General features: G+C 39.8%; 6 protein-coding genes and 1 pseudogene. 1 reads left to right on the top strand and 6 read right to left on the bottom strand.

The window, feature by feature from the left end; translation table 11 throughout:
• Both B0183_RS00990 and menC read right to left on the bottom strand, forming a co-directional pair.
• Positions 1 to 6454: ESPR-type extended signal peptide-containing protein (locus tag B0183_RS00990; protein ID WP_131826755.1), on the bottom strand; the 6454-nt coding region annotated here is incomplete at its 3' end.
• A 278-nt stretch (positions 6455 to 6732) separates the two neighbouring features.
• Complete coding sequence (menC, locus tag B0183_RS00985; protein ID WP_078208192.1) at positions 6733 to 7719, bottom strand: o-succinylbenzoate synthase; 987 nt, start codon at positions 7717 to 7719, stop codon at positions 6733 to 6735.
• Between the two features lie 86 nt (positions 7720 to 7805).
• Between menC and B0183_RS00980 the strand changes: the two are divergent.
• Positions 7806 to 9095: pseudogene (locus B0183_RS00980) on the top strand (TonB-dependent receptor domain-containing protein).
• Between the two features lie 124 nt (positions 9096 to 9219).
• On the opposite strand, the gene glgP reads toward B0183_RS00980, so the two are convergent.
• The 4 genes from glgP to nhaB all read right to left on the bottom strand — a co-directional run bounded on the left by glgP (position 9220) and on the right by nhaB (position 14051).
• Positions 9220 to 11619 (bottom strand): glycogen/starch/alpha-glucan family phosphorylase, encoded by a 2400-nt coding sequence (glgP, locus tag B0183_RS00975; protein ID WP_071610110.1) that lies wholly within the window; start codon positions 11617 to 11619, stop codon positions 9220 to 9222.
• 159 nt (positions 11620 to 11778) lie between these two features.
• A complete protein-coding gene (locus B0183_RS12215; protein WP_016528190.1) occupies positions 11779 to 11943 on the bottom strand; it encodes a DUF5363 domain-containing protein in 165 nt (54 codons plus the stop codon).
• Between the two features lie 7 nt (positions 11944 to 11950).
• Positions 11951 to 12490: a disulfide bond formation protein DsbB gene (gene dsbB / locus B0183_RS00970; protein ID WP_078208191.1), complete on the bottom strand. Its 540-nt coding sequence runs from the start codon at positions 12488 to 12490 to the stop codon at positions 11951 to 11953.
• A gap of 16 nt (positions 12491 to 12506) precedes the next feature.
• Complete coding sequence (nhaB, locus tag B0183_RS00965; RefSeq protein ID WP_021111543.1) at positions 12507 to 14051, bottom strand: sodium/proton antiporter NhaB; 1545 nt, start codon at positions 14049 to 14051, stop codon at positions 12507 to 12509.
• Between the last annotated feature and the right edge of the window lie 49 nt (positions 14052 to 14100).

The raw sequence follows: 14100 nt of genomic DNA, 5'->3' as shown, positions 1-14100 counted from the left end.
ATTGATTAAATCCAGCATTCATCGAAGAAACCACTGTGTTGAGCTGACGAACATTCACAACATCGCCCTCAGTACTACCATCTCCAATGTTGGTAATTCTGGCACCATTCATATTTACAACTGGATTTCCTTGCTCATCTTTACCTAAAGATACTTTCGTATCGCCATTACTAATTGAAGTAATGTCGCTTAAATCTCCAGACACGCTCACATTGTAAATATTCTGACCATTTGCACCCGTTTTTGAAGTCACTTTCACATTTTTACCCGCTTCAACTTCAGTTCTTGCGGCTGCTGTTGCGGTATTAATTGCTACTGCAACTTCATCTCCTGTCGCAAAATGGTTGCCTTTATCTTCTGCACTAATGGTGCGTTTATCCTCAGAGGCAGTGAGTTTCGTCTTAGCAACCGTCAAATCATAAACAATTTGCTGATTATCACCCTGACGTTCCTTAATCACCACACTGTGATCGGTAGATTCCACTTCAGTTTTTGCCGATTTCAACTGTTTAACATTAACAGCGTCCGTATCTGCTACCCCTTCAGCCACATTACCCAACACCATCGGAGCTTCATTCGCCAAATTCACTTTTACCGCTAATGGCTTAAGCGTAACACTACCATCTGGATTTTGTGTTTTAGTTGAGAATTTACCTTTAGCATTGACCACTGGAATTAACTTAATCGAACCATCTGCGGCAGGTTCTTCCAAATAGAAATTACCGCCCATATTGATAATCGATTTACCGTCTTCCGTAGCATACTCCATCGGCAAACCGCTGACACTCACATTGTAAATGTCCTGACCATTTTCACCTGTGGTTGCCACCACTTGGGTATTTCGACCATCAGTCACTTCGGTTCTAGCAGCTTTCGTGGTTTTGTTAATCGCATTGACAACATCATCAGCCTTAACATAACCATTATTGCCGTCTGACGCAGCTTCCTGATTTCCAGCTTTTACCGTAATAGCAGATGTTTTCACCGACAAGTCATAGGTGTTTTTGCCCGTAACCGCATCAACTTCACCCATCACATCAATGCTACCATCATTAGACACCACATCAGTTGCCGCAGCATTTACCGTGTCTTTCAACTGTTTCACATTTACCGCATCCGTATCTTTCTTACCTTCAGCGACATTACTGATCACATTACCACCATTATCCAAACCACTAGCGGTCAGTTTGACATCAGATTTTTTATCACCAGCATTGGTAGGTTTCTTAATGGTAATACCACTATCGTTCATTGTAGTATTGCCCGTTGTTACTGAACCATCAGTGCCTAAATCAATGTTTTTCGCCAATTTCACATTCAACACGCCATTTTCAGCAATCACACCGATATTATTGTCACTTAACTTAGTGGTATCAGCACCGCCCTTAATTTCCAGTCTTTCATTCAATTTCTTCGCAATAACATTTTCTTCTGCCTTATCTCCTTCTGCGGCTTTATAGTTATCACCTGAATATTTTTGACCATCTTTCAAGGTAGCAATTTCTTCCTTAATTGTCGTGCCTGGCTTGTTTGGATCTTTATACTCATAAACAATACGAGTTTTCTTCCCACCATCAACACCAGCAGGACCTTGGTCGCCTTTAATGGTGACACCATTCGCTCCATCTTTGCCATTCAAGCCAATAGAGCCGTCTTTACCATTAATCACCACAGCCGAACCATCTTTGCCGTTTACGCTGATTGTGCCGTCCTTTCCTTTTTCGCCTTTCTCTCCGACATTTAGATTATTAGTTTTTAGGCTATCTCCAAGCTCATAAGTGAAAGTACTTCCAACCCGTTTCACTAATAAACCATCGCCTGCTTCAAATTTCACAGTATCACCTGCTTTAATCAGCTGTTTGCCCGTTTGATTATTTGCTCCAAGGTTCGAGCCTGTGCTTTCCACATTAAAGCCCATTTTGTTTAATGTATCAGCTAAATCATTGGCATTAACAAACTTCGCTTTATCTGCATCGGTATTTGGAGCGGTTACTTTGCCTATATTATCACCACTATCGGCAACACTTAATGTAGTATTACTCACTGACATTGTTACATTGCCATCTGTTCCTTTAGCAATGGTGACCGTGGAACTATCTGCGAAATTAATGCCACCTTTGTTTGGATTATTTTCAATATCATTAACCGCATTTGTACCATTGACTTTCACCAAGTTATACAACTGCTTACCTGTAGTTGCATCTGTACTGTCATTAGATACTTTGCCGTCTGCCAAGCCAGTCACTTTAGCACTGTTCACATTTAGCTCTTTCTTATCACTAGCCAAAGTAATCTTCGTGCCGGTGTTTTCATCGCCATTCGCAATCGACTTAATGTTAGTCAACGCATCTTTCATGCCAACCACTATTTCGGTTCCATTAGACTCAACGGCAATATTTTCACCTTTATGCTCTCCAGTGGCTATATCCCCAGATTTAATCGTTAATGTTTCTCCAAATTGTTTAGTGATGGTTTTAGTGCCATCAGTTTCTTCACCTTTAAACTTAAGCCCCTCATTAACTTTATTTCTAGTTTCTTCTAATGCAGCAAATACTGTTTTCGCTTCTTTAGCGGTTACATCAGTACCTTTAGTTTCTTTAAGTTTAGTAAACTCAGGCGTTTTAAAGGCAGTAGTGCTGCTAGTTTCTAACCCAACACCAATTTTATCTGCCAAATCTTTCAGCTGTTTACCAGTCACTGCATCTTTTGAAGTATCTGTAATATCCCCAGCCGTTAAACCAGTCAATTTAGCGTCATTAAGCGTTACTTTCTTATCATTATCCGCTGTAGATAAAGTAATCTTCGTACCAGTTCCATCTGTCTTATCTGTGATTGATGTTACACCTTTGAGCTCAGAATTTAACGTATGTTTCACCACGCCATTATCTGCAACCGAAGCGGTAATATTGTCCGTATTGGTAAAGTTCAAACCTGTACTTAACGCTACTTCTTGTGTACCAGTATTGTTAGCTTTGTAGCTTAATTTCGCATTTTCAGCCACTTTGGTATAGTTCACTTTAATATCGTAAGCGTATTTATCGCTATTGTCTTTGTCCTCTACGCTAATGCTGTTATCACTTGATTGAACGGTTGTTCTTAAACCATCAACATAATTTTTATTTGCAGCCTGATTTCCTTTTGTTGGAGCTCTCGCTATTGTTACGTAAGTAAAGGTAGGTGTATCGCTTGTTGCAATCGTGAATTCTTTACCACTTCTCGAAACAGCAATATTCTTTCCAGATTTAAACGTTAATGTGTCTCCATCTGTAACGTTTTCTGTTTGAGTTTCTTCATTCGCCTTCACTTTAAATGTTGTTTTCGGCATAACCGCAGTATTAACTTGTAGTTTACCGTCCACCGTTTTAGTGATGGTGTTGTTATCGTATTTCACATCGTACGAAACCTTACCGTCATCCGTTAAAGAGGCTGTTGTTACGCTTCCATCAACAAACTCCAAGGTATCGCCAAACTTAATATTACTGGTTTTACTTCCTGATTTAGCTTTCCAATAACCAGCATTGACCGCATTAACCACATTTTCTACCGTGGCTACACCTGCGGTTTGTTGTGAAAGTTTACCGTCATTGGTTGTTGCACCAAATGCTCCTGTATTGACAGAAACGGTATATTTATTCGCACCATTGGCTTGTTTTTGTGGATCACTTACCGTAATACCCGTACCTGCTTCAACAATGGTATTGGTATCATCAACGTATTTTTTATTAGCCGCATCTGTTTCATTCACAGGTTTAGCTACATTTTTAATCGTGTTGCCACCATTATCCAAACCACTAGCGGTAAGTTTTACATCAGATTTTGTATCTCCTGAGTTGGCAGGTTTCGTAATCGTCAATCCATTTTCATCTAACTGAACCGAAGTTGCAGTTTCACCCGCCTTATTAAACTTAACGCTACCATCTTTCAAATCTACATCTTTATTTAGCGAGTAAGTAAAGTCACGATCTTCTGTACCATCTTGTTTGATAATCAAGTTATCGCCAGCTTTAAATTTCACTTCATCGCCAGCTTTTACTTTTGCAAGTTTATTTTCGGAACCAGTCGCTTGTTTACCTGTACCTTCTTTATCTGTGCTAGCTTTCCAGAATGTTTTATTTACTGTATCTGTAATGTCTTTCACCGTGGCAATTTTATTATCGTGATCAGTTGAGGTTGATTTAGCCTTGCCGTCCTCATCTACAGTTGAGGTACCCGTATTCACATTAACTTTAATCTCGCCATTTTCTGCAGATACAGTTGTTCCCGTACCGTTGGCAAATTTCACCACACCATCTTTGGCAACAGCCTTATCGCCTACTTTAATAAAGTTATGTAACTGGTTGCCATTAATCGCATCGGTTGAGTTATCCTTCACATCACCTGCAGCTACATTGGTGATTTTCTTATCGCCTGCTTTAATGCCTGTTTTGGTAACTTCAATGGTTTTCGCATTTGTCGTTGTATCCGTTTTAACCGTTAAACCATTATTCTCTAATTTTGTTAAAAGAGTAGTATCATTCCCAAATGCAACACTACCTGCTGCGCTTAACACCACATCATCATCAAGATTGATATTAATCGCACCTTTATCATCTGAAACCGTTGTGCCGATATTGGTGCCACCAGCAATTTTCAGCTCGCTACCCAATTTCACAGGGTCGGTTTTTGTGTTGTTTTGAGTACCAGCATCTGCAACAAAAGTAATGCCCTGATTATTTACTTTGGTTTCTAGGTCATCAATTTTGTTGATTTTATTCGTTATTTCAGTTGTTAATCCTACTTCCACTGCACGCTCAACCACAGTCGTAGTAACACCATCTTTTCCTTTAATATCAAAGTGTTTCTTATCCTTTTCCGTATTGACCGTAATTTTAGTCGTACTCGTACTACCATCACCAACGGTAAAGTATTGATGAGTGGTTACTGTACTGATTTCGTTAAATTTAGTATTGACATATTCTTTGCTAGCAGAGTCCGTGATCTTCTGCTTCAACGTCTCATCTAATTTCAAGGTAATGGTATTGCCACTAGCAGAAGTCTTAATCTCACCGCTTGTACCTTTAACATTTAAGATACCTTCCCACAAGCCAACTTTAGGTTGTTCATTAGCGTTGGAATCTCCACCAATTTTCATTGTGAGCGATTTAAGCTGCGCCACGTTTACTGCATCAGTTAATTGTTTACCTGCTGCAACGTTGACGATTTGGCGTTTGATTTTCTCATTACCCACAGAAACTGCACCGATAGTAATGTTATTCTCAACACTTTGTGTTGATTTAAAACCATTCTCAACAGTACTGTCTGTTATTATAGAATGGGGTTGTCTCTCTCCATCTACATTCCCAGCTATTTCTGCTCTCGAACCATAACCTAACGCCACGCCACCATCAACAAGAACAATTGAATTGTTACCAAGTGCGGTTGCTCTACTTACTTGGTTGGTAGTTGCCCGTTCACCCACAGCGACAGAACCTATGCCACCTGCAGCAGCTTTATAGCCTAAAGATGCCGAACGACTGCCCGCTATAGAACTGCTACCGACAGCCACACCATAGTCGTTATTTGAAGTACTTTTCGCACCGATTGCTACACCTTCTTTACCGCTTGCTAGTGAGACTGGACCGACTACAACTGATCCATCTCCAACTGCTCTTGATTTTACACCAATTGCAATGGCAGCATTTCCTTTTGCCGTGGTGCCAAAATACCGATTAACTCCTTCTACAGTCTGATATTCAGTCGCATCTAAATCATCGCCACCGATTGATATGGAGCCACGCCCCTCCGCTTTGGTATCTCCCCCGATAGCAACAGATTGTGCCCCACTTGCGCTAGCTTTTGGACCTATTGCAACTGTTTGAGTATGTGTCGCATTGGCTTCTCTGCCTAAGGAGATAGAATCTAATCTTGCATTTGCTCCATTACCGATTGATATGGAGTTATTCCCCACCGCTTGGGTATATGTCCCGATAGCAACAGAGTGTTCCCCACTTGCTCTAGCATTTGAACCTAGTGCAACTGCATAATTCGCTGCCGTATTGGCACCTTTGCCTAAGGCGATAGATTCGTATGATTGTGCATTTGCTCCATGACCTATCGCAACAGAACTCGTATTTTGAGATTTTGAGAGCCGACCAATAGCAATAGAATCAGACCCAACCCTACTACCTGGACCAATACCAATAGAACCATCGTCACTTCCTTGATCCCCTGAACTAGAACCATATACCAACCATGCTGCTGAACCTACTGGACTAAAAAATATACCTAGTAATACTAGACTTAAAAGACTTAATTTAAATTTATCTTGCTGTTTATCTAAAAAATAATGTGAGGTGCATAGTTGAGCTCTTTTATCCGTGTAAGTGGATGTTTTGGTATGAGATTTTACTAATTCAGATACAACAACCCAAGCCTGTTGAGCGTGACTCCAAATAACTCTAAATATTTTATTCATAATAATAATCTTCTTCTCTAACGCTTTTTCTAATAAAGCATCATAAACTTTTATTTACATTTTCAGGGTGTACAGATGTCCCCACTCCATTGTAAAAAAAAAACAACATTTACATAAAATAAAGAATAAAATAACAAGCATTTTTCAACTTTTATTGTCAATTATTAAAAAAGTTAGAAATAATAGGCGGGAAATCTGATGAAAGCGGTGATTTAGATGGGATATTTTACACCGCATCGTCTCTTGAACAGGCTGCTATTTAATCATTATCACATAGCCTACTTAACATTGTCGTCTAATCCCAAAATATACGGGCTATTTAAATGCACTATCGGTAAAGTTGAATTATTCCACTCCCGCAATAACTGTACTTTCATTAAATCTAAAGTATCTAAACCAGCCAAAGTGTTTGGAGTATATTGAGTCGCAAAGCGAGCCAGTTGCGTAAGCCCAAGACTAGATTCAATACTTGAACTTATCACAGCAATTAAACCTTGCTGATGAGCCTGTTCAATGAGTGAAATACATTTTTCAAGGGAACCAACGAGCGTTGGCTTAATCACAATAGCGGTTAGATTTGGCTCTTTTTTTACCAAAAAATCAGGCTCTCGTACCGTTTCATCCCAAGCGATATTTATCCCTGTCTGTTCAGCAAACTGACGTGAAAGTTCTGGAGTTTTGCAGGGTTCCTCTAAAAACTGAATGCGCTTTTTGCGTTCAGGGGAAATTTTACTTGCAAAAAGCAACGCCTTTTCTAGCGTCCATGAGCGATTAGCATCAAGCCGCAATTTTAAATCGGGAATTGCTTCTAAAAACATATCCGCAATAAGCCCATCTCGATTAGCTTCATATAACCCTACTTTAATTTTGGCGATTTTTTCCCCTTGCATTTGGTTCAATTCTGCATAAAGTTCATCTGGGTCGCCATAACAGAGTGGCACAGTTTGAAAGTTGGCTTCTTCGCTTAATGTTTCATTGAGTTCTGCTAAGGCACTGCTGACCCCAAATGCAACGGACGGTGGATAGGATGTTAAAGAATCGTCTTGATGATTTAGCCACTTTTCAATCCATTGGCGAACTGCAATTTCCGCCTCTGCTAAGGTTTCTTGGCTAAATTCAGGCAATGGGGCGATTTCCCCCCAGCCTTCTTTGTCAGCATGTTGCAAATGAATAATCAAACCATCTCGTTGTTTTAAACGGCGGTTACGTAAGATAATGCCTGTTTCAACAGGTAAGGAATAACGGTAAAGTTGAGCGGTTTTCATCGGGGTTAACTTTGTATGTATTTATATTCAGACAACAAATTACTCTCAGCCCTCGGTTCAAAAGGGCTGAGATATTTACGTAGCTGATACATAATACCGAAAAAACATTTGTTTATTCAACAATTTCTCAAGTAGTACTACTTGCCATTGCAAGCAATGCAATGACAAATGAGTCTGCAAAAATGATGTTGCAGCGTTAGATGAAGTTGCGGTTGTTAGTGGTGGCTCGATGTATAAAATGGGTGAAGTACCTGTACACCAAGCAAAATCAGCGATAGCCATTTCTCGTGATGAACTAGATAAACAAGACGTGAAAAAAGTCGATGAAATCGGTCGCTACCAAGCAGGTTTTGCGAATCAAGTATTTGGTAACGACACCAACACAAACTGGTTCCGTGTGCGTGGAGCAGAAGTTTCACAAGCAGTAAACGGCTTGCCGACCTTCAGTTACGGTTTCTTTACGCCTTATGTAGAAAGTTTTGGCTTAGAAGCTGTTGAAGTAACAAAAGGCGCAGACTCAATGACCTTTGGTGCAGCACAATCAGGCGGTTTAATTAACTATGTGACCAAACGTGCACACCGTGATCAAATCGGTAAAGGCGAATTCAAAGCGAATTTTGGTACAAATAGCTTGTATGGTTTTGGCGCAGATTACACAGGAAAAATGACCGATGATGAAAGCGTACGTTATCGCATTGTCGCCTCATTAAATCACGCCAATGGCGAATGGAAAGATACCGAAAATAAAACGATCTACCTTGCACCAACCTTAGAATGGGATATTTCAGATCGTACTCGCTTAAGCATTTTAACCAGCTCAATGTGGCTAGATGGGGTAATTACTATCGCAGGCTTCCGAGCGAAGGATACCGATGCTTTAGTAAGTAAATTACAACCTAATGGCACTGTTTCAACAGAGAGTGATGAAGATCCAATTTATCGTAAAGGTTTCGAACTTCAAGCAGATGTAAACTTAACCGAAAATTGGACTGGAACCTTAGCTTACACTTACACAAAAGCAGAAAGCAAGGACTCAACCGGAACCAAAACACGCCGCCCGTTAATTCCAACAAATACCCTTGCAGCAAAAACAGCTTATACGTTTAGCAACGGTATGTTAAACGGCTTAACCGTAGGTGCAGGTATTCGTTATGTAGAGCATTAGCGTAACGTCAAAAGGTTCACTTTACTCACATGCACGTTTACCGTCTGTGACGTTAGTCGATTTAATGGCTCGTTACCAAATCAACCAAAACTGGAGCGCACAACTTAATGTGGATAACGTAGGCAATCGTAAATATGTTGCGGCATGCGATTACTACTGCTATTACGGCGCTGAACGTAAAGTAAATGCAACAGTAAGTTATAAATTCTAAGAATATCTAAATTAATTGGTGCGAGTATCTAGCTCGCACCAGTATTAGCAGCATATAAAAAAATAGGTGTAATAGACAAAATAGTAGCTAAAAATGACAAAAATCATTTTTAGCTACCATATCTCTATTTCTTCCAAATCCGTGTCTGATAATCACGAATCGAACGGTCTGAGCTAAACATACCCAAACGAGCCGTATTAAGAATCGCAGATTCAACCCAAGCGGTTTGATCTTGATAACGTTTTGCGACTTCTTTTTGAGCTTCACGGTAGCTTGCAAAATCTGCTAACACACAGAAATAATCTTTGTTTAACAGATCATAAACTAACGGTTCAAAGGTATCTTTATTACCACCTGAGAATGTGCCGTCCGCTAATGCGTCAATCGCTTGTTTTAATACAGGATCTTGCTCATAGTACGTTTTAGACACATAACCTTTTGCACGCAATTCACGCACAGATTCAACGGTATGTCCGAAAATCACGACATTTTCTTCCCCTGCAAATTCTGCAATTTCTACGTTTGCACCGTCTAATGTGCCAAGCGTAATTGCACCATTGAGAGCTAATTTCATATTGCCCGTACCTGACGCTTCTTTACCCGCAAGAGAAATCTGCTCAGAAACATCTGCCGCAGGAATGATTTTCTCCGCAAGGCTTACACGGTAGTCTGGTAAGAATGCTACTTGTAATTTACCTTGCATATCAGGATCGTTGTTAATCACTTTTGCCACAGCGTTGATGGCTTGAATAATTTGTTTCGCCATAAAGTAACCTGGTGCCGCTTTACCTGCAAAGATAAACAGGCGTGGTACAACCTCTTGTTGTGGGTTCTCTTTAAGCTCTTGATAAGTGGCGATGATATTCAACAGGTTCAAATGTTGGCGTTTGTATTCGTGGAAACGTTTAATTTGAACATCGAAAATCGCATTGCAATTCACTTTTAAACCAAGTGATTGCTCAATTTCTTTCGCTAATAGCTGTTTGTTTTGCTGTTTGATGTGATTGTAATCTGCTTGGAACTGTGGATCTTTGGCAAATTTCTCAATTTGAGCCAACAATTCAAGATCTTTCGTCCAGTCACCTTTGATATATTTATCTAACAACGCACTTAGTAATGGGTTTGCTTGGCGGATCCAACGACGAGGGGTAATACCGTTAGTTACATTATGGAAGCGACCTTTAAACAAGCGGTTATAAGCTGGGAATAAATCGCTTACCACTAAATCCGAGTGAATTTGTGCCACACCATTGACAGCAAAAGATCCTACAACACAAAGGTTTGCCATACGCACACGGTGGTTCATTAAGACCGCTGTTTCGTCCCACGCATCTGCAAATTCTGCTTCGCTAAATTCCGCTTTCACTTGTTGATAAAGCTCGTGGTTAATGCGGTCAATGATGATTAAATGGCGTGGCAACAATTTCGCGACGAGATTTTGATCCCACTGCTCTAACGCTTCAGGCAATAAAGTATGGTTGGTGTAAGCAAATGTTTTTGAACAAATTGCCCAAGCTCGATCCCAACATAAACCGTATTCGTCAATCAAAAGGCGCATTAATTCGGGGATTGCAATCGCAGGGTGCGTATCGTTTAACTGGATCACTTCAAATTCAGGCAACTGCTCTAAGGTTCTTCCTTGTGCAAGGTGATTTTTTAGAATATCGGCAACAGAGCAAGCACAGTGGAAATATTGTTGCATTAAACGCAACTCTTTACCTTCTTGATGATTGTCGTTTGGATATAGCACTTTGGTTAATTTTGACGCATCAACCACTTTGCTTTCAGACTCAAGATAGTCGCCGTCGTTAAATTGAGCAAGATCGAAGGACGTTTCGCTATAACCTTGCCATAAACGTAACGGCTGTTGAACCCCTTTATAACCCACTACGGGTAAATCAAAGGCTTCACCATAAATTGTCCACGCTGGTTTCCATTCATATTTATCACCGTCACGATGCCATACTTCGCCACCAAAGCCAACGGTTTGACGAAAATCTGGGCGATGATATTGTTGAGTATAGAAATCACGGCTCCACGCATCGCCTTCTTCACGTTGTTCACCTGCCCAGCCAAAGCTCTGTTTGAATAAGCCGTACTGATAGTGTAATCCGTATCCCACTGCTGGCTGAGCAAGGCTTGCCATTGAATCTAAATAACAGGCAGCTAAACGACCTAAACCGCCATTGCCTAATGATGGATCACGCTCTTCTTCGAGAATATCGACTAAATTTTTACCATATTGAGCAAGGGCTAAATAGACATATTGATAAACGCTCAGACTCATTAAGTTGTTACCCAGTAAACGTCCGATTAAGAACTCCATTGAGAGATAGTTTACTTTGCGAGTGTTTACAAGCGGTGCGTTTTTAGGAAAATTTTGCAAAATCGCTTGTTGGCTGACTTCGGCAATGAATTGATACCATTGTTGTGTAGAAAGTTGTTCAGGTTTTAAAAAACGCTCTTCACAGTAGTTTTTCAACGACTGTTCAAACAGCGTTTGGAATTGTTGAGTAGATGACATGAAGACTCCAAATAAAAATTTTCAAATAGTATAGAGATTATGAATAAAATTGCGAGAGTTAAATCATTCTTTTAGAAATGAATGGGGGGGGACATCATAGTATGACATGTTTAGAAAGGATAAATGGGATAGATTTTTCTCTATCCCATTTAAGATAATTTAAACATCTTTTGTTTTTTCTCCAGATTTATCATCTTGTTCGGGATCAAATTTTACAACGGGTACACAGCCTCGACAAGCACCTTGGTCAACGCCAAGATCTTTACATAACTCGTTGTATTTCTCTAATAATGTACGAAAAAAAGATTTAGATTCGCTACTCATATTTCACCTAACGAAATAATGTTCTGTATGAAGAAGTTTGCTTGAATTGACTTATAATAATAACAGCAAAAACGACAATATAAATAGAGAAAACCACAATCAACCATTGTGGCATAGAGAGATCTAAAAATTGCCAGACCACTTTTCCACAATCGCCTTTACCTGTAGCTTCAAAGAGATCTGGGAGCCATTTGTTCAATGGCAATGTTTCAGGGAAATCTACAAAAGGTGAACACTGGTTCCACGGAGCAGGATTGAGTTGATAATCCGTATGCTTAATTGCAAGGCTTAAACCTTTTATTGAGCCAAATAAACCAAGCAATAATGCAAGCCAACGTACGAGCGTTTTGCGGGGGGCTAAAAAGCCGATAATCCCCGCAATTAAAATCGCCAATAGAGCTAATCGTTCATAAATACACATCACGCAAGGGTTTAGTCCCATTCCGTGTTGAAAATAGAGCGCAGCAGCTTCTAGTGCTGTACAGCTTGCAGTGAGAAGTAGCCAAGCACTACGACTTATTGATAGCTCTTTAAAATAAGTTAGCATACGGTTTCCTTTATTCTTAACGAGTGATTAACCAGCCCCACTCCGTCATTAATTTTGTTAATTGTGGCAGTAAAAATTCTAATGCGAAGAACCCTACTCCTGATAAAACTACGGTATATGGTAATGCCATATAGACCATTCGTCCATAGGATAAACGAATTAATGGTGCAATAGCAGAAGTCAATAAGAATAAAAATGCAGCTTGTCCATTTGGAGTAGCAACTGATGGTAAATTGGTTCCTGTGTTAATTGCGACAGCAATCAGGTCAAATTGTTCCCTACTAATAATGCCAGCTTGGAAAGCCGCTTTTGCTTCGTTAATGTAAACGGTTCCAACGAAAACGTTATCCGAAATCATTGAAAGCAATCCATTAAATGTATAGAACAGCACCAATTGTGAGCTTGGTTCAGCGGACAGAACAAATTGAGTAATTGGATCAAAGAGTTTCAAATCTACAATCACGGCAACGATAGAGAAGAAAGCCACAAGCAATGCGGTAAATGGTAGCGACTCTTGGAAAGAACGTCCTAAGGCGTGTTCATCAGTGATACCACAGAAAGCTGTACAGAAAATAATAACAGAGAGACCGATTAATCCTACTTCCGCTAAATGCAATGCCAACGCAATGACTAACCAAACACCAGCTATGGCTTGAATAACCAATTTCATTCGGTCTCGTTTTGTCATCTCTTGTTCTTTACGCAAGTTATAATGGGCTAATACCACCCAAACTTTACGCGGCAAGCGGTCACCATAACCAAAAAGTTTGTATTTTTCTACGAGATAACAGGTTGCAATACCTGATACAAGCACAATGATACTAATTGGAGCTACCCGTAAGAAAAATTCCCCAAATCCCCAATCAGCTTGAGCAGCAATAATTAAATTTTGCGGTTCACCGACCATTGTCATCACGCCACCTAACGCACTACCTACTCCAGCGTGCATTAATAAGCTACGCAAGAAACCACGAAATTGTTCTAAAATTTGTTTGTTTGTAATTAATTTATCATTTGAAGCATCATCGGACTCATCATCGTCCAAAAGCCCACCTGATGCGACCTTATGGTAAACTTTATAGAATCCCATTCCAACACTAATAATCACCGCAATTACCGTTAAAGCATCGAGGAATGCAGATAAGAATGCCGCACTTAAACAGAAAGTGAGTGCAAGCATTTTTTTAGAATGGATGGAAATCAGTAGCTTAGTGAATGCATAAAGTAACAAGCGTTTCATAAAGTAAATACCTGCCACCATAAAGATCAACAATAAAACGACTTCAAAGTTGGCGAGAATTTCTTTTTTGATATGCTCAGCACTCGTCATTCCAATAGCGACAGCTTCAATGGCAAGTAGACCACCTGGTTGTAGAGGATAACATTTTAATGCCATTGCTAACGTAAAAATAAATTCAGCCACTAATGCCCAACCAGCAACAAATGGACTAATGAAAAAATAGAGCAATGGATTGATAATTAAGAAGGCAATAATACAAGCCTTATACCATTCTGGTGCGTTACCGAGAAAGTTTTTATAAAAAGCGTCAAGATTATTCATAGATTTAATTAAAAAGTAAAAATGATTGTGGATTGTAATCTAGTTTAGA

The sequence above is a fragment of the Glaesserella parasuis genome, from assembly GCF_002015085.1.
Taxonomy (GTDB): domain Bacteria; phylum Pseudomonadota; class Gammaproteobacteria; order Enterobacterales; family Pasteurellaceae; genus Glaesserella; species Glaesserella parasuis.
Note: the sequence above shows the minus strand (reverse complement) of the source record. Positions and strands in the feature narration are given on the sequence as shown.

Bases quoted from the DNA above. Each gene is read 5' to 3' on its own strand.
- menC (WP_078208192.1), bottom strand. From the start codon at position 7,719: ATGAAAACCGCTCAACTTTACCGTTATTCCTTACCTGTTGAAACAGGC.
- glgP (WP_071610110.1), bottom strand. From the start codon at position 11,619: ATGTCATCTACTCAACAATTCCAAACGCTGTTTGAACAGTCGTTGAAA.
- B0183_RS12215 (WP_016528190.1), bottom strand. From the start codon at position 11,943: ATGAGTAGCGAATCTAAATCTTTTTTTCGTACATTATTAGAGAAATAC.
- dsbB (WP_078208191.1), bottom strand. From the start codon at position 12,490: ATGCTAACTTATTTTAAAGAGCTATCAATAAGTCGTAGTGCTTGGCTA.
- nhaB (WP_021111543.1), bottom strand. From the start codon at position 14,051: ATGAATAATCTTGACGCTTTTTATAAAAACTTTCTCGGTAACGCACCA.